Below are 16391 nucleotides of genomic sequence, written 5' to 3' on the forward strand. Positions count from 1 at the left end.
AACTATGTCTGAAGCTTATATTGTCGCCTTTGCCCGGTCAGCTGTGGTCAAAGGCAAGCCCACTGGTCAATTTGCCTTTGATCCGGCAGAGGACATTGCTGCCCAAGTGCTCCAGGGCCTGATCCAGAAATTAGGTCCCCACTTCGATCTCCAGCTGATCGATGACCTGATCGTTGGCTGCTCCATGCCAGAAAACCGCCAAGGGGGAAACATTGCCCGTAAGCTTGGCCTACGCGCGGGCCTCCCCTTTGAAGTCCCCGCCGAAACCATTAACCGCTTCTGCGCCTCTTCTCTGCAGGCCATCGCCCATGCTAGCCAAGCGATCCAGGCCGGCCAGGCGGACTTGATTATCGCGGGTGGCCTAGAATTCCAATCCACCACCCCCTACGCGAGTCTAGAAGCCCACAATAACTATGCCCTAGAAAGTCAAGACTGCCATCTGAGCGATTGGATGGGCTTGACAGCTGAACGTGTTGCAGAGGACTATCAGATTAGTCGCGAGGCCCAAGACCAATTTTCCGTTGACAGCCACCACAAGGCCCACCGTGCCCAGGCTGCTGGCAAGTTTGACGATGAAATTATTCCCGTCAAAGCCCACACAGCCCAGGCCCATCAGACTCAGCTTGTCCAGGCTGACGATGGCATCCGTCCCGATACCAATCTGGACCAGGTCAGCCGACTCAAGCCGATTTTCAAACGAGGAGGGACCGTTACCGCTGCTTCCTCCTCCCAGATTTCCGATGGGGCCAGCTTTTTAGCCCTTGTTTCCAAATCAATGTTAGACCAGCTCCAGCTCAAGCCCCTAGCTATCTTTAAGGGCTACCAGGTAGCTGGCGTCGACCCCGCTGTCATGGGCATCGGACCCGTCCCAGCCATCCAAAAATTACTCAACCGCCAAGAGATTAGCATGGACCAAGTCGACCTCATCGAACTCAACGAAGCCTTTGCAGCCCAAGCCCTGGCTGTGATCAAGGCCCTCGATTTAGATATCGATAAGGTCAACCCCAATGGCGGGGCTATCGCCCTGGGGCATGCCAATGGCGCAACAGGAGCCGTCCTCAGCTGTAAATTGTTAAACGAAATGGCGAGACAGTCTGAGTCCCGCTACGGCCTCGTCTCCATGTGCATCGGAGGGGGCATGGGGGCTGCAGCTCTCTTTGAATCTTTATATTAGGAAGGTGATTGCATGACATTTTTTCAAGAAATAGGTGTCAATTATCCGATTATTCAAGGGGCTATGGCCCGCATTTCCAAGTCTCAATTAGTGGCAGCCGTGAGCCAAGCGGGTGGCCTCGGTATCTTATCCAGTTACGGTCTATCGGCAGATGAGCTAAAAACTTCCTTGGATGAAATCCGCCAGCAGACCGACCGGCCCTTCGGTGTCAATCTCATGCTCCAGCAGGATAATATTTCGGACCTCCTCCCCATCCTCTACCAAGAGGATATTGCGGTCGTCACAACAGGAGCAGGGACGCCCAAGGCCTTTGCGGAAGACTTGCGCGCTTCAGGAACCCGGCTTGTTCCCGTCATTGCCTCGGTTAAGCACGCTCAAAAAATGGGTAAGCTGGGCGTCGATGCCCTCATTGTTGAAGGCCGAGAAGCCGGTGGTCATATCGGACAGAGCTCGACTCTGCCCTTACTTCAAGCGGTTCGCCAAGTGACCCAAGTCCCCCTCATTGCTGCAGGAGGCTTTGCGACTGGGGCCAGCCTTCTTGCGGCCCAGGCCCTGGGTGCATGCGGCATCCAAATGGGAACTCGCTTCCTAGCCTCTGAAGAATGTCCCATACCAGATGCTTATAAGGCTGCTATTCTAGCGGCTGACGACCAGGGCACGATTGTCACGGGGCAAAGCTGGGGACAAGCTGTCCGTAGCCTCAAAACGCCCTTCCTAGAAGATATCCTAGCGGCGGAACTCAAGGGTCAAGACCCCGCCAAGATCCAAGCTGCTCTCAAGCAGTCCTATCAAAAGACGCTCAATGACGACAGCTTCGACCAAGGCAGTCCCATGGCTGGGGAAAGTGCCGGCGCCATCCATGATATCCGCCCCGTTCAAGAAATTATCGACCAAATCATAGAAGAAGCTCAAACAGCCCGCCAGCAGCTCTGTCAAGACTAGACAAATAACAGCAAAAAGCCTCCCAGTCAGTTCACACATCAAACTTGACTGGGAGGTTTTTCTTTCCTGGTTCTATTATTTTATTTACTGGTCCAACCATTGAGCAAGAGCTTGCTCACGGCTACCCACTGAAACATGGTCTCCATCACTTAAGAAGGGGCGCTTGATTAACATGCCATCTTCGGCCAGGGTCGTCACGATATCTTCCTTAGACATATCAGGTATTTTATCCTTAAGCCCCGACTGGCGGTAGGCTTGGCCTGAGCTGTTAAAGAGTTTTTTGACATCGGGCCAGACTTGGTCGACCGCCGCTCGGATGAGTTCGGCTTGGGGTGGCGTCTGGCGGATATCGATCCAATTAATATCGTAGCCAGCTGCTTCTAATTGCTTGCTGACTTTTTGGCAGGTACTACACTTCTTCAGTCCGTATAAATCTAAAGCGTTCAAGATTGGCCTCCTTTGTTAATTTGCGTGCCAGCCGAATGACAAGATTCTGCTGGTGGTCTTTTTCTGTTTGACGTTCATTGTAGCGAATCGAGGCAACCAGGCCCACACACATCATATTGGTAATCAGGGCCGAGCCCCCTTGGGATATGAAGGGCAAGGGAATCCCTGTCAGCGGTAAGAGCCCTATCGTCATCCCGATATTTTCGATAATGTGGAAGGCGAAGAGGGTGACAATCCCTGCTACCATGGCCACATAGAAGCTATCATTTGTCTTAAAGGCAGCAGAGATCATGCAATAGATCAAGATAAAGTAGAGCAGGATCAAGAGTGAACTACCGATAAAGCCAAAGTTCTCAGCAATAGAAGAAAAGATCATATCAGATTCTCGTACCGGTACATAGACTTCAAAATTACCTAGGCCCTTACCGAACATCTTCCCTGATCCAACAGCCTTGATCGACTGACTGAGCTGGTAGGATTCAGAAGCCGTATTCTCAAAGGGCGCGAGCCAGGAATCAATCCGGGAGAATTGGTAATCCTGGAAGCCTAAATTCAAGAGCAGGTCCCTATCGTAAACCACTAAAAAGAGTAAGATCAAGAAGAGAAGCGTAATGACCAGGAAGGTTGGCAAGATAATATGCCAGGAAATCCCGGATACAAAAATAATGCCGACTAAAATCATCATAAAGACGAGCATGGTCCCGAAGTCATTCTGCAAGACCACTAGGAGCATAGGCGGCAGAGACCAAGCGAAGAGTTTTAAAAGAAAGCGCCAGTCTAAGCCTACCTGGTCGCGGACCGCCATCTCATCATAGCCGATCCGGTTACAATCCCGGGTATAATCATCCACCAAGCGCCCCATCATTATAATGTAGAAGAGTTTCATCAATTCGGAGGGCTGGAAGGTCAATCCCCCAATCGAGAACCAGGACCTGGCCCCACTCGCCTGGGCCAGGCCGCGGTCATAGAAGATCAAGACCAAGATCAGGAGGAAGAGGCCAAAAAAATAAGCCAGGGGCGCTAAACGAAAGAGGGTTTTCCGGTCTAATTGCATCATCAGATAAACCAAGACCAAACCGACCAAGAACCAAGCCCCATGCATCAGGGTCGGTAGGAGGGAGGCCTCCTCATATTGGAGGTAGGTCGTCGAAAAGACCGTAATCATGGAATAAACCATGAGGGCCAAAAGAGTTAAAAGCAAAGGAAAATCATAGCGGGTCTGGGTCAGATTTTTGACTCGCTGGTACTTGCTTCGTTTCATATCCATTATTCATCACCAACTTCACTAAAATAATTATCTTCGAAACGAATCGGCGCGTCCATTCGTTTGAGGTTGCCATAAGCGATCTCTTCCTCTTCAGCTGCCTCCCAAGTGCTTGACCGGCGATTAATATAGGCTGGCTGCTCTCTTAAATAATCAGAGAGGTGGTCAAAGCGGTAGTAGAGAATATTGATCAGAGCCCCTGATACAATCGATATACAGAAGAGGTAGATATAGATCATCAAAACCACAAAGACGCCAATGGTCGAGGAGGTCAAAGATTGGCCGACAAAATAATCCACATAATAGCTAAATAAAGTACTGATCAAATACATCATCAAAGTCGATACCGAGGCCCCAATCAGCGAATACTTAATATGCCAGCCGGGCATAGGGACCACTTGGTAGAGGTAGCTATTAAATAAGAAGAGGGCCAGCACCAACCAGAGATCCTGGACCGAGAGCAAGCCGCTAATGATCTGGACTAATTGCTCAGGCAGGCTGATATGGGCCTCCAGGAGTTGGAAGAAGGCTTCGCCAAACATATAGAGGAGACTAAAGACAGCCACCACTAAGACCAAGGCAAAAGCCAGAAAGAAGGAAATCAGTCGGGTAAAGATCATATTATTTTTGTGGTCGATCCCATAAACCCGTTTAAGTACCCGCTGCAAACTCGTAAAACCTGTCGATCCCGACCAAATAATGGCGATCGAGGACAGAGAAATTACCCCCATATTTACATTGCCCAGGTATTGCTTGAGGACCGGAATAATAAAAGGCGCCACTTGGTCAGGCAGGAAATCCGTAATCAGTTGGATCACCTGGCCAGTATCCATGGGAATAATTGGAATCACATTTGCTAGTAAGATGAGCAAAGGGATTAAGGCGAGTAAGGTATAGTAGGACATTTCTGCAGCACTTCCTCCTACATAAGCATCTTGTACGCTGCGTTGAATGACTGGCAAATACTTCTGCTGGAACTTTGCAAACATCAGCTTGCCTCCCTTTTCATTAATCATATAAAAAATCCTGCACCTATCGAAGAAGTGCAGGACTCCGTGTGCAAGTTATATTTTAACACACTTATGGGGTAACATCATTCCAAGTGTTATTTAAAATATCTTGTTGCAATAACTGGCCTGTATCGGGTTGGTAACGGTAGATAGTTACCAGGTTAGACTGCTGCATGTTCTCAGGAGCCTGCCGGCGAACTTCTACTTGGAAAGTCCCATCCTCTAAGAGGCTAGGCATGAAGTAATAGTCTTCATTGTTATAGATATTCCCTGAGGCTTGGTGGATCAGGCTTGAGACCTTGGGCAAGAGGTCCTTGGACGAATCCAAGTTTGATTCTGTATTCGAAGCTAGGGCTTGGTCCTGGCTGGTCGCTGCCGGCTTGTCCTCAGCACTAGCTGCTTGCAACTTATCTTCTGCTGAGCTCTGGTCTGAGCCTGCTTCCCCCTCTTCAGCACTGGTTGCTGACTCTTCTTGGTCAGCCGCCTGCTTACTGGATCTTTGCTGACTGATCGTTTGTGAGGAGGCCTTGGCCTGGTCACCAGAGAAGGTCAATGACTGGTCGGAGCGCCCACAAGCAAATAAGAAGAAGGTCAGACTGAAGAGGCCTAAGCTAGTCACTAATTTTTTCCACATCTGATTTTACCGTCCCATCTAATTTTTTCTGCCTATATTTTAGCACAAAACTCCGCTTTAAAAAGCCTTTTCAGAGCTTTCTTAAGCGAAGTTTAATAGATCAGATGGGGCTATTGATCCTTGTCCCATACTGGAATGCTGGAGCCGTTAGTCATCTCGTCGATGATCTTGGCCACCTCATCTGTTTGATAATATTTCACGATGGTTTGGTAGACGTCCTTATCCTTCTCATTTTGGCGGGCTGCAATCACATTGTAGTAGGGCTTAGAAGATTCGGCCACAGGTTCTAAGTAGATGCTGTCTTGGGTTGGCACGAAGCCCGCATCCGAGGCCATATCGTTATTGATTAGCGCAATGTCCGCATCCCCCAGCGAGCGAGCCGTTTGATTGGCTGCCATAGATTTAAAGTTTAGATTTTTAGGATTTTCGGTAATGTCACTGATGGAAGGGAGGAGTCCCTTATCCGGATCCAACTTAATTAAACCCGCTGTCTGCAAGAGCAAGAGGGCCCGACTTTCATTGGACACATCATTTGGCAAGGCAACGACTGCCCCATCTCGCAAGTCATCAAGGGAATCAATTTTTTCTGAGAAGACGCCCATGGGATTTAGGGTCGTATAAGCAATCGTGGTATTGCTGTAGCCCCCTTCTTTATTGACCTCTTCCATAAAAATTTCCGTCAAGGCTGCGTGCAGGTCAATCGAACCGTCTTCCAAAGCCACAATAGGGCCCCGATAATCGGTAAATTTCACCAATTCTAAATCGATATTTTCCTTGTCCTTCAATTCTTTTTGGATATATTCCCATTGGTCGTTCTTATCGCCCACTACCCCTAACTTAACATGGGTTGTTTCCTTAGAAGAACTCCCGCATGCCGTTAGAAATAAGGCGAAAACCGCCACTAATAAAAATACTTTCTTTCGCATCGTCTGCCACTCCTTGTTATTTTATTCATCCTGACCATGCTAAAAGAGGCAGGATAACCTCCTATCATTATATAAAGATTCTTAGCGAATAGCAAAAATCTATCTATAGGATTTATTGATAGATGATGGACGTTTCATCCGATCAGTCCCTGCAATAGTTAGCAGGGATAGCTATTATTATTTATTTCTATCCTCAAAAACTTTAATTAATGGTAGACTAGTCCTTGCAAGACAAATGAAAGGATGATCAGCTTGACTAAAAAACTTACTGATACCGTCAAATTCCGCCACGGCGCTGAAATTAAAGGACGGATTGTCCAACCCCCTATGCTCACTAATAGCGGCCTCAGCCAGGGCTTCGTTAGCCAAGACACCCTCGACTACTACCAAGCTCGCTCAGAATCTGCGGGCCTTGTCATCGTCGAATATTGCTATGTCATCAAAGACGGCGGGCCTTCCCACACCTGGGCCGCCAACAAAGAACAGCTCGGCATCCAATCTGATGCTCACATTGAAGGTTTAAGCCAAATCGCTAAAGCTTTGAAGGCCAAGGGCAACAAGGCCATGGTCCAAATTAACCACTCTGGCCGGGAGTCCAACTTCCCTGCTCGCCACGGCGGACGCGCTCTCGCCCCTAGCGCTATTGACTTCTCCTTCTTAGATTACCCCGTCGAAGAAATTACGGAAGAAGAAATCTACCAAGTCATCGAAGCCTTTGGAGACGCCACACGCCGGGCCATCCAAGCTGGCTTCGACGGTGTAGAAATCCACGGGGCCAACCACTACCTCCACCAACAATTCTTCTCCAAGTGGTCCAACCAGCGAACAGACCAATGGGGCGGCTCTTACGAGAATCGAACACGCTTTATCCGTGCAGTCAACGACAAGGTCTTCGAGGTGGTTCGTCAGGAAGCTCCTGCAGACTTCATTGTCGGCTACCGGATCAGCCCAGAAGAAATCCACGGAAACAATGTGGGCTACACCTATGAAGATTCTACCCGCCTCGTCGCAGACCTAGGCAAAGATTATGACTTCGACTATATCCATGTCTCCCACCTGGACTATAAGCACAAGCCTGAAGGTCAAGACCTGACCTATGCCCAGCTCTACCGCCAAGTCCTTCCCGAAGAGGTCAAGCTGATTGTCGTTGGCGGTATTACTAATGAAGAAAAAGCGGCTGACGCCCTCAACTACGCCGACCTAGCAGCTGTCGGACGCGGCACCCTGATCGACCCACAATTTGGCAAGAAAATTATGGAAGGCCGCGGTCAAGATATCGTAACGGAAATTTCACCCGAACAAGTGAAAATCTCTAAACTACCACCCGCCCTAATCACCCTCTTCTCTGATCCCCAAATGCCCCTCCAATTAGCTGGCCGGGAATCAATCTTTTCCCTCCACGGTCAAGATAGTGACTACTATCGGGAAGGTTATTAAAAAATACAAGAGAGCTAGTCAACAAGCTAGGCTTAGCTATGATTAAGAAGGAGTAGACAAATTTACTAAATACGGGATCCCTTAAATCTTGTCTACAATTTTGCTTACTTTTCATAATAATCAGCAAAAAGAAAAAGCAGCAATTGCGGCCTAAAGCCTACAATTGCTGCTTTTATGCTACCTCGAGAGCGAGATTCGAACTCGCGACCTACGGTTTAGAAGACCGGTGCTCTATCCAGCTGAGCTACCCCGAGAACTCACAAGATATATTGTACCGCGTCCAAGGGATAACTGTCAAGTATCATCCTAGTGAAATAGCCGGTACGTACTTTCTTTCAAAAAAACCAGCTTAGTCAGATCACATACAACCTTGAACTAAGCTGGGCTAATAGTCTTTGGCGGGAACGTGTGAGAATCGAACTCAGCCAAGAAGTTTTACCCACCTTTAAGATCGATTTCTCTTAAAGCAAAGGACCGCATTGTGGCCCCCAAAGCCGGCACTATTGCTTAGCGCATAGCGCAAGTTAGCAGGCCGCCCCTGCTTAGGCACATAGTCAAGGTCTAAGCCTTGGTCTGGATTTTCCAAGCCTAGGGTAGGCGGTAAGAATTGGTCAGATAAGGCACACAAGGTAAAAATCGCCTCGATAGCACCCGCTGCCCCTAACAAATGACCAGTAAAGGACTTAGTGGAGGAAACGGCCAATTCTTGGGCATGGTCACCAAATACTTGCTTAATCGCTTCAGTTTCACTCGCGTCATTGGCTGGGGTTGAGGTCCCATGGGCATTGATATAGTCTATCGCTGTGGGATCGATTTGGGCCTCGGCTAAGGCTTGGGCCATAGCTTGGCCGAGCCCTTGGGCATGGGGAGCGGGAGCCGTTAAATGATGGGCATCACTGGTCGCCCCATAGCCTACAATTTCACCATAGATAGGAGCTTGGCGAGCTTGGGCTGATTCTAAGGATTCTAAGAGCAGGAAGGCTGCGCCCTCCCCCATCACAAAGCCATCCCGGTCCCGGTCAAAGGGTATCGATGCCCGGTCAGGGTCTGACCGGTGGCTAAGAGCTGTTAAATTATCAAAGAAAGTCAGGCCAGCAGGGTTCAGGCAGGCCTCACTCCCTCCGGCCATAGCTAAGTCTAAGTGGCCACTTTTGATAGCACGGAAGGCTTCACCAAGCGCTGAATTCGAAGAAGCAAAGGCCGTCGCAATGGCTTGGGCTGGCCCCCTAAAGGATAGGTCTTGGGCTAATTTCATAGCGGTCTGTCCGGCCAGATTCTGAAGAAAGATTTGGCTTTTGCTTTGACCTTTAAGGGCCGCTTCAATAGCAGTCAAGCAGCCAAGCCCATTACCCAAATAACAACCGGCCCGGTAAGGATCAAAGTCTCCAGCCTCCAAGCCACTCATCTGATAGCAAGACTTGGCCGCAGCCCGGGCCAAAATCGCATAGGCTTCCTCGCCACTTGCTGATGCATAGAGACTAGGATCTGGAAGGGGGCCACAGACCTTGACACCCAAATCTGGACAAGTCATACCAGCCGCTTCCAGTGTTTTCAGCCCATGCTGTCCCGCACGCACCCGCTGCCAATTCTCTTCCACGCTCTCACCTAATGGGCTGATGGCAGCCATGCCTGTTACTACAACACCTTGCGTCATGTGTCACCTCTCCTCATTTATTCATTCAACAAAAAAGGCCCGGCTCATAACGACCAAGCCTTCAGCCTTTTATAAGTCATCTAAAGATAATTTATCGGTATCAATGCTCCACATCAAAGCAAAAGCATTGGGGCCGCTGTGGACACCGACCGTGGGGCCAATAATGCCCTCATCTAAACGCATGTCGGGGAATTTCTCTTGGACGATGGCTTTGAGTGATTGGTAAGGTTCAAAGTCCTTGCGTCCTGAAATAGTCGCACGCAGGGGCAAGCCCTTAGCCGCATCCTCTTCTAAGCTCTCAACAACCCGCTGAATAGCCTTCTTCAGACTCCGGGTACGAGCAGATAGTTCCAAACGATCCTGGCCGACCTTGACAATCGGTTTAATCTTGAGGAAGTTCACGAGGGCTGTCGCCGCTGAGCCCAAACGTCCCCCCTTGAGCACATAGCGTACATCGTCTAAGATCACATAGAGCTTACTATAAGGGGACAATTTATCGAGATTAGCGATAATTTCTTCAACTGACCGGCCTTGGTCGCGCTCCTTAACGGCTGCTTCAATATAATAGCCCTGGGCTTGAAGTCCGATTTGAGAGTTAAAAGGATAAACCTCCAAATCTTCCTCTTGGGCAGCTGCCATCTTCAGGGTTTCAAAAGTTCCTGACGCACGAGGAGTCACCATAATAGCGAGGACCTGGTCATACCCCTTGGCTTGGATCTCATCAAAGGCTTCCATAAAAGCGCCGGGACTCGGTTGGGATGACTTCGGAAATTCCCCGCTAGCTTCCACCTTCGCATAGAAGCTTTTATCATCAATTTCTACCATATCGCGGTAAGTCCCATCCGAAAACGTTACAGACAGTGGAACCACAAAAATATCATGTTCTTCTTTAAAAGCCGGATCCAGGTAGGCTAAACTATCGCAGAGAATTGCGATCTTTGACATGTACTTTCTCCCCTTTCTCATCGGAAACTGTCATTCCTTTTAATTTTAACATACGATTTTTATAAATACAATTTTTTATTCCGCTCAAAATAAATACTAAAATTGCCAAGCGAGCATTTTAGGGTAAAATAAAGCTATGGAGGTGCATGATATGCATAAGATTCTATTTATCGGTGACAGTCAAGTGGCTGGGGGCCGCAACCAAGCCAAAAGCTCAAAAGACCTCGGTTCAGGTTTTGTCGCCCAACTTGACCAAGTCTGGCAAAGCCAACAGCTCCCCCTTCAGGCCATTAACAAGGCCTACAAGGGAGCCCAAGTCAAAGATGTGTGGACCGACCTCAGTCGAAATTTAGAGCAAATTGGAAGTGTCGATGGACTGGTCCTGGGGGGCTGGTATTAATGACGTTTATTTTCACCGGCAAATAAGTCAGGCCGACTGGCAGGCTTATCTCGAAAATTGGCCGGAGATTTTTAACCGCTTATGTGAGCACTTAAGCAAGCAATTTAATCCCCAATTTATGCTCTGTTTAGATGTGAGCGCCGGCTTCGAAGACCCCCCGCTTACGAGAACGCCTCCGCAGCTTTCGACAAGTTTTTAGAGAAAATGTCCAGGCCCAAGCTAAACTGCTAAGCTTTGCTGAAGTCTTTGAACAAGCTCCCCACAAATACTTTGTGAGCGACCACATCCACTTCAGCCCTGCTGGCCACAGCTACATCAGCCAGGCCCTCAACCCCCGCATCCAAGACCTTATCCGCTAAAAAAGAGAGGTCGGCCAAGGCCAGACCTCTCTTAAATACTTTGCTTTATTCTTCCATGAAGTCTTTCAATTGCTTAGAGCGAGAAGGATGGCGCAACTTCCGCAGAGCCTTGGCTTCGATCTGACGGATCCGTTCCCGGGTCACACCGAACTGCTTACCAACTTGCTCTAAAGTCTTAGATTGACCATCTTCTAGACCGAAGCGTAAACGCAAGACATTTTCTTCCCGGTCGGTTAGGGTATCTAAAACTTCATTGAGCTGTTCTTTCAGCATTTCTTGGGAAGTGAATTCTTCTGGGCTCATCGCTTCATTATCTTCGATGAAGTCGCCCAAGTGGGAGTCATCTTCTTCCCCAATTGGGGTTTCAAGCGAAACAGTCTCTTGAGAAATCTTCATGATATTGCGGACTTTTTCCGTTGGCAGGTCCATTTCGGCACCAATTTCCTCTGGCGTGGGTTCGCGCCCCAAGTCTTGGAGGAGTTGCCGTTGGATACGGACGAGTTTGTTAATGGTTTCTACCATGTGGACAGGGATCCGGATGGTCCGGGCCTGGTCAGCAATAGACCGGGTAATGGCTTGGCGGATCCACCAAGTCGCATAAGTTGAGAACTTGAAGCCCTTGGTATAGTCAAATTTTTCAACGGCCTTCATCAAGCCCATATTTCCTTCTTGGATCAAATCAAGGAAAGACATACCCCGGCCTACATAGCGCTTGGCAATAGAGACTACCAAACGCAAGTTGGCTTCTGCCAGTTCTTGCTTGGCAATCGGATCTCCTTCTTCAATCCGTTTGGCCAAGGCCACTTCTTCATCAGCTGTCAGTAGGGAAACCCGACCGATTTCTTTGAGGTACATGCGGACAGGGTCATTCATCTTGACATTAGCTGGAATACTGGTTTCGTCCTCTTCTTCCTTGTCCTTAGCTTTTTTGTCCTTGGTGTTCTTGCTGTCCGCTTTCTTATTGGTCTTCTTATCCTTATCAACAATTTCATCGATGGTCTCGTCATCAATTTCTTCTTCTTTGATCTCGTCTGATTTTTCAGCGGTCCGCTGGAGTTGGCGGTTGGTTGGGCCACCGTCGTTATCCACTACGGCTACCCCGGCTTCTTCAAATTGTTCAATCAGGTCATCGATTTGCTTGTCATCTAGGCCGTAAGGTTGGGCAATGGTGTCGCTTAATTCATCATAGCGAATGGAACCAAAGATGCGTTTTTCATTAATTAAAGCTTTGCTTGCTTGCTTTAAACTCGGTTTTTTATCGTCTGCTTTAGCCAAATAAATCTCCCCCATTTACTATCTTTTCATCTGTCTCAATATTTGAATCCGTCTAAGGTTTAAGTCGCCAATCCGCGCTTGGTCATTGGTCAGCTTAGCCTGCTCCATTTCGTCTTTGAGGGCTGCTAACTGGGATTTCAGATCCGTCTTAGTCGTGATATTAAAGACCAAGTCCTCAATTTCCATATCTGTCACTTCTTCTGGTGTGTCCAAACAATAAATATCTACCAGTAAAGCCTGGTCTGCCTGGTCTAATAAGCGGTTGTAGAAGGCCTGAGGGGAATAATTATCCCCCTGGTCCTGGCGGTAGGCTTCCAACAAAGTGAACAGTGTCTGCATTTTAACCGACTGGAACTGAAAATCTGGATACTTTACCTTGAGCATGACCCAGGCATCCTCTTGCTTCAATAAACGATTGAATAAGTGCATTTCATTAATCTCTAAGGGACTATAAGCCTCTTGAGCCGGCTGGCGAGACAGGCTTTGCCAGGAAGTATCTGCCCCTTCTCTAAGCGGTGAATTGTCCTGACGAGAAGCTCCTTGCTGAGCCAGGTCGCGCTGAACTTGGAGAAGTTGTTCTTTGAGACTATCTACGGCCAGCTGGGTCTCTTGGCTCAGCTCCTTGAGGTAGAGTTCCTGCTCCACGGCTGTATCCAGGCGGGCAATCCGTTGAATAATGGCTTCAATATATTGAAGTTTGCCTGAGTCAGTCGCCAAATCATAGTGCATGCGGTAGTAATACCGGTAGAAATGCATAATGGACAGGCGTTGGTTGACAATAAAGTGTCCAAACTGCTCACTGCCATAGTGCTCGATATATTCATCCGGGTCCATTTGATCGGGAAAGACACAAACGTGAATTTTGACATCCGGTGCTTCTTCAGCAAAGTGGTCAAGCGCACGGTAGGCCGCTTCAATCCCGGGTTTATCCCCGTCATAGGCCAATAAGACCTCTTTCGTCTGCCGACGGATCATTTGGATATGGGCGGACGTCAAGCTGGTCCCCATTGAGGCCAAGCCATTCTTGATCCCTGCTTCACTAGCCTTGATCACATCCATAAAACCTTCAAAAAGAATGACTTCCTTGACCCTCCGAATTTCTGGCCGAGCCAGGTCCAGGTTAAAGAGAAAGCGGCTCTTTTGGAAGAGAGCTGTTTCCGGACTGTTCAGGTACTTGGCCTGCTGACTTGTTTCTCCCGAATCATCAGGCAAGATCCGTCCAGAAAAAGCCAGGGTCTCCCCTTCCGGACTGCGGAGGGGAAAGATGAGTCGACCGGCAAAACGGTCGCGAATTGCTTGGTCATAGTCGCTCCGGATAAAGATTCCTGAAGCGATTAGGGCCTCATCTGAAAATTCTTTGGTCCGCAAATGCTGGTAAGAAAGCTGACCATCCTTAGGGGCAAGGCCAATCTGATAGCGGTCAATGGTTTCTCGGCTAAAGCCCCGGCCCTTTAAATAGGCCATGGCTTCCTGACCATACTGGGTTACCGTCAAAAGATAATGGTAGAAATCCTTAGCCTCTTCATGGATGGCAATTAAGTTTTCTTCCTCAGCAGACCATCTCCTTCGCTGACGGTTAGTGTTACTTTCAAAGTCAAAGTCGACACTGGCGTGGCCCTTCTGCGCAACCAAAGCCACCGCTTCCTGGAAAGAACAGCCTTCGATATCCATTATAAAAGAAAAGACATTGCCGCCCCGACCACAGGAAAAGCACTTGAAAAATTGCTGGTCTGCTTCAACAGAAAAAGATGGCGTCCGTTCATCATGGAAAGGACACTTGCCAAAGTAGTTCTTCCCGCGTTTTTGCAAGTCCACATATTCCCCAACAATATCCAGGATGTCAACTTGTTCTCTGATGGATTGGACCACTTCATTTGGTATTGCTTTTGCCACTGGGTCACCCTCTTAATGACATAGGATTGTGCATTGTATAGTATACTTCAAGTTCTAGCCAATTGCAAGAAAAGGCTTAGTCCTCATAGGCTCCTGCAATGACATCTTCGATAATCTCCCAGGCTTCATCCTTAGCTTCTGCCGTTTTCGAAGAAAAAGGTAAGATCTGGTCTTCCGTTACTAGGTCTAGAGTCTCTTTAATCTGAGCCAGGTGCTTATTCCACTGGGATCGTTTGACCTTATCAGATTTAGTAGCGATCACAAAATAAGGAATCTCATAGGCTTCGAAGAATTCCTTCATTTGGATATCCTCCTTACTTGGTGCATGGCGGAAGTCCACCAAAAGGAGGGCTAACACTAAATTGGTCCGGGTCCTGAAGTAGCGCTCAAGCATCTCCTGCCACTTTTTCTTTTCGGTCTTGCTCACCCGGGCATAGCCATAGCCCGGCACATCAACAAAATAGAGACTATCTTCAACGGAATAATAGTTTAATTGTTGGGTCTTTCCTGGTTTACTTGAGGTCCGTGCAATATTTTTCCGCCGGACCATGGTGTTGATAAAGGAACTCTTGCCTACATTTGACCGGCCAGCTAGGGCGATCTCAGGGCGGTCGGCTTCCGGGTATTGTTCGGGGCGCACCGCACTAATTAAGAATTCCACTTGGTGAACTTGCATTGTCCTACCCTCCTATCAATAAAAACGAAAGGGGCTGGGACTTTTCCCAACCTCTTCTCTTGCGTTACTATCCTTGCTTAGTCTTTAATAGCCTTGCCCTCAGCATCATAAATCTCAGGCTGGGCCTCTTGGTTGATCACGTCTTCTGTGACGATAACCTTGGCTGCCTGGTCATGGCTAGGGATATCATACATAATATCAATCATGCTCTCTTCAATAATAGCCCGCAAGCCCCGAGCACCGGTCTTACTTTCGATCGCCTTCTTGGCAATGGCTTGGAGGGCTTGGTCAGTGAATTCCAATTCCACATCATCCAAGGCCAGCAATTGTTTGTATTGCTTGATTAAGGCATTCTTTGGTTCGGAAAGAATCCGCACCAGGTCTTCTTCAGTCAATTTATCGAGCACGGTAATAATTGGTAAGCGGCCAATAAACTCTGGGATTAAACCGTAGGACTGGAGGTCTTGCGGAATAATATGGTTAAGGATCTGTTTCTTCTCTTCAGGGCTTTCCTTTTCCGCTGTTTGGCCAAAGCCAATCACCCGTTCGCCCAGACGTTCTTTGACAATATTTTCGATCCCGTCGAAAGCGCCGCCAACGATAAATAAGATATTGGTCGTATCTAATTCAATAAACTCTTGTTGGGGGTGCTTACGGCCGCCTTGTGGGGGAACATTAGCGGTAGTCCCTTCCAAGATTTTCAGCAAGGCTTGTTGGACCCCTTCCCCACTGACATCCCGGGTAATGGAGACATTCTCAGATTTACGGGCGATTTTATCGATTTCATCCACATAGATGATCCCGTACTGGGCCCGTTCAGGGTCATTATCGGCAGCTTGAAGGAGTTTAAGCAAGATGTTTTCCACGTCTTCCCCAACATAACCCGCTTCCGTCAGCGAGGTTGCGTCGGCAATAGCAAAAGGTACCTTCAGCAAGCGGGCTAGGGTTTGGGCAAGGTAAGTCTTCCCAGAACCGGTTGGCCCGATCAGGCAGATATTAGACTTTTGCAGTTCGACCCCTTCAATTTCATTATCCTTATCTGTTTGAAGGTTGCTATTGACACGTTTATAGTGGTTATAAACGGCAACAGATAAGGCTTTCTTAGCATCTTCTTGGCCGATCACATATTGGTCCAAGACTTCATGGATTTCCGCTGGTTTGGGTGGGTCTACCATGACCAGCTCATCCGAAATTTCCATTTGCGCTTCGTCATCAATTATTTCCTGGCACAGGCTGACACATTCATTACAAATATAGACATCTGGACCAGCAATAATTTTGTTCACTTGGTCTTGGGACTTGCCACAAAATGAGCAGTGAACTTGACCCGTATCATCATTAAACATTTATTGCCT

16 protein-coding genes and 1 tRNA gene are annotated in these 16391 nt (G+C 48.3%); 4 read left to right on the forward strand and 13 right to left on the reverse strand.

Annotated features, from left to right (window positions below; all coding sequences use genetic code 11):
* Window positions 1–4: 4 nt before the first annotated feature.
* Both AWM72_RS00505 and AWM72_RS00510 read left to right on the forward strand, forming a co-directional pair.
* Window positions 5–1174, forward strand: coding sequence for a thiolase family protein (locus tag AWM72_RS00505; RefSeq protein WP_067971625.1), 1170 nt, complete (start codon window positions 5–7; stop codon window positions 1172–1174).
* Window positions 1175–1186: 12 nt separating this feature from the next.
* Complete coding sequence (locus AWM72_RS00510) at window positions 1187–2116, forward strand: NAD(P)H-dependent flavin oxidoreductase (protein ID WP_067971628.1); 930 nt, start codon at window positions 1187–1189, stop codon at window positions 2114–2116.
* 84 nt (window positions 2117–2200) lie between these two features.
* Here AWM72_RS00510 and AWM72_RS00515 read toward each other — a convergent pair whose 3' ends face one another.
* The 5 genes from AWM72_RS00515 to AWM72_RS00535 all read right to left on the reverse strand — a co-directional run bounded on the left by AWM72_RS00515 (window position 2201) and on the right by AWM72_RS00535 (window position 6397).
* Window positions 2201–2563, reverse strand: coding sequence for an ArsC/Spx/MgsR family protein (locus AWM72_RS00515; protein ID WP_070486539.1), 363 nt, complete (start codon window positions 2561–2563; stop codon window positions 2201–2203).
* A complete protein-coding gene (locus AWM72_RS00520; protein WP_306345458.1) occupies window positions 2526–3830 on the reverse strand; it encodes an FtsW/RodA/SpoVE family cell cycle protein in 1305 nt (434 codons plus the stop codon). Before AWM72_RS00520 ends, AWM72_RS00515 begins: the two co-directional genes overlap by 38 nt.
* Window positions 3830–4816: a YihY/virulence factor BrkB family protein gene (locus AWM72_RS00525; protein ID WP_070486562.1), complete on the reverse strand. Its 987-nt coding sequence runs from the start codon at window positions 4814–4816 to the stop codon at window positions 3830–3832. The genes AWM72_RS00520 and AWM72_RS00525 overlap by 1 nt, the downstream gene beginning before the upstream one ends.
* Before the next feature lie 91 nt (window positions 4817–4907).
* Window positions 4908–5471 (reverse strand): hypothetical protein, encoded by a 564-nt coding sequence (locus AWM72_RS00530; RefSeq protein WP_067971634.1) that lies wholly within the window; start codon window positions 5469–5471, stop codon window positions 4908–4910.
* Between the two features lie 110 nt (window positions 5472–5581).
* Window positions 5582–6397, reverse strand: a complete 816-nt coding sequence (locus AWM72_RS00535; protein ID WP_067971636.1) for a MetQ/NlpA family ABC transporter substrate-binding protein — start codon at window positions 6395–6397, stop codon at window positions 5582–5584.
* A gap of 252 nt (window positions 6398–6649) precedes the next feature.
* Here AWM72_RS00535 and AWM72_RS00540 point away from each other — a divergent pair, with 252 nt between their 5' ends.
* A complete protein-coding gene (locus AWM72_RS00540) occupies window positions 6650–7834 on the forward strand; it encodes an oxidoreductase (protein WP_101603474.1) in 1185 nt (394 codons plus the stop codon).
* Window positions 7835–8014: 180 nt separating this feature from the next.
* Here AWM72_RS00540 and AWM72_RS00545 read toward each other — a convergent pair.
* The 3 genes from AWM72_RS00545 to AWM72_RS00555 form a co-directional block, all read right to left on the reverse strand.
* Window positions 8015–8088 (reverse strand) — tRNA-Arg (locus AWM72_RS00545).
* 191 nt (window positions 8089–8279) lie between these two features.
* The gene (locus tag AWM72_RS00550) at window positions 8280–9488 is read right to left on the reverse strand and encodes a beta-ketoacyl-[acyl-carrier-protein] synthase family protein (protein ID WP_067971641.1); all 1209 of its coding nucleotides are present in this window, start codon (window positions 9486–9488) and stop codon (window positions 8280–8282) included.
* 69 nt (window positions 9489–9557) lie between these two features.
* Window positions 9558–10433: a DegV family protein gene (locus AWM72_RS00555; protein WP_067971644.1), complete on the reverse strand. Its 876-nt coding sequence runs from the start codon at window positions 10431–10433 to the stop codon at window positions 9558–9560.
* A gap of 151 nt (window positions 10434–10584) precedes the next feature.
* On the opposite strand from AWM72_RS00555, the gene AWM72_RS00560 reads away from it, so the two are divergent.
* Window positions 10585–10833, forward strand: a complete 249-nt coding sequence (locus AWM72_RS00560; protein WP_067971647.1) for a hypothetical protein — start codon at window positions 10585–10587, stop codon at window positions 10831–10833.
* Between the two features lie 227 nt (window positions 10834–11060).
* Here AWM72_RS00560 and AWM72_RS09330 read toward each other — a convergent pair whose 3' ends face one another.
* The 5 genes from AWM72_RS09330 to clpX all read right to left on the reverse strand — a co-directional run bounded on the left by AWM72_RS09330 (window position 11061) and on the right by clpX (window position 16382).
* Complete coding sequence (locus AWM72_RS09330) at window positions 11061–11210, reverse strand: hypothetical protein (RefSeq protein WP_158444707.1); 150 nt, start codon at window positions 11208–11210, stop codon at window positions 11061–11063.
* A 27-nt stretch (window positions 11211–11237) separates the two neighbouring features.
* A complete protein-coding gene (gene rpoD / locus AWM72_RS00565; RefSeq protein WP_067976472.1) occupies window positions 11238–12467 on the reverse strand; it encodes an RNA polymerase sigma factor RpoD in 1230 nt (409 codons plus the stop codon).
* Between the two features lie 18 nt (window positions 12468–12485).
* Window positions 12486–14360, reverse strand: a complete 1875-nt coding sequence (dnaG, locus tag AWM72_RS00570; RefSeq protein ID WP_067971649.1) for a DNA primase — start codon at window positions 14358–14360, stop codon at window positions 12486–12488.
* Between the two features lie 76 nt (window positions 14361–14436).
* Complete coding sequence (gene yihA / locus AWM72_RS00575) at window positions 14437–15036, reverse strand: ribosome biogenesis GTP-binding protein YihA/YsxC (protein WP_067971651.1); 600 nt, start codon at window positions 15034–15036, stop codon at window positions 14437–14439.
* 77 nt (window positions 15037–15113) lie between these two features.
* Window positions 15114–16382 carry an ATP-dependent Clp protease ATP-binding subunit ClpX gene (gene clpX / locus AWM72_RS00580; protein ID WP_067971653.1) on the reverse strand — a complete coding sequence of 423 codons (1269 nt, stop codon included), beginning with the start codon at window positions 16380–16382 and terminating at the stop codon, window positions 15114–15116.
* Window positions 16383–16391: the final 9 nt, after the last annotated feature.

The sequence above is a fragment of the Aerococcus sanguinicola genome (assembly GCF_001543145.1).
Taxonomy (GTDB): Bacteria; Bacillota; Bacilli; order Lactobacillales; family Aerococcaceae; genus Aerococcus; species Aerococcus sanguinicola.

What these genes read in the sequence shown, in the direction of transcription:
- AWM72_RS00505 (WP_067971625.1), top strand. Translation starts at nt 5, where the DNA reads ATGTCTGAAGCTTATATTGTCGCCTTTGCCCGGTCAGCTGTGGTCAAA.
- AWM72_RS00510 (WP_067971628.1), top strand. Translation starts at nt 1,187, where the DNA reads ATGACATTTTTTCAAGAAATAGGTGTCAATTATCCGATTATTCAAGGG.
- AWM72_RS00520 (WP_306345458.1), bottom strand. Translation starts at nt 3,830, where the DNA reads ATGGATATGAAACGAAGCAAGTACCAGCGAGTCAAAAATCTGACCCAG.
- AWM72_RS00525 (WP_070486562.1), bottom strand. Translation starts at nt 4,816, where the DNA reads ATGTTTGCAAAGTTCCAGCAGAAGTATTTGCCAGTCATTCAACGCAGC.
- AWM72_RS00530 (WP_067971634.1), bottom strand. Translation starts at nt 5,471, where the DNA reads ATGTGGAAAAAATTAGTGACTAGCTTAGGCCTCTTCAGTCTGACCTTC.
- AWM72_RS00535 (WP_067971636.1), bottom strand. Translation starts at nt 6,397, where the DNA reads ATGCGAAAGAAAGTATTTTTATTAGTGGCGGTTTTCGCCTTATTTCTA.
- AWM72_RS00550 (WP_067971641.1), bottom strand. Translation starts at nt 9,488, where the DNA reads ATGACGCAAGGTGTTGTAGTAACAGGCATGGCTGCCATCAGCCCATTA.
- AWM72_RS00555 (WP_067971644.1), bottom strand. Translation starts at nt 10,433, where the DNA reads ATGTCAAAGATCGCAATTCTCTGCGATAGTTTAGCCTACCTGGATCCG.
- AWM72_RS00560 (WP_067971647.1), top strand. Translation starts at nt 10,585, where the DNA reads ATGCATAAGATTCTATTTATCGGTGACAGTCAAGTGGCTGGGGGCCGC.
- yihA (WP_067971651.1), bottom strand. Translation starts at nt 15,036, where the DNA reads ATGCAAGTTCACCAAGTGGAATTCTTAATTAGTGCGGTGCGCCCCGAA.
- clpX (WP_067971653.1), bottom strand. Translation starts at nt 16,382, where the DNA reads ATGTTTAATGATGATACGGGTCAAGTTCACTGCTCATTTTGTGGCAAG.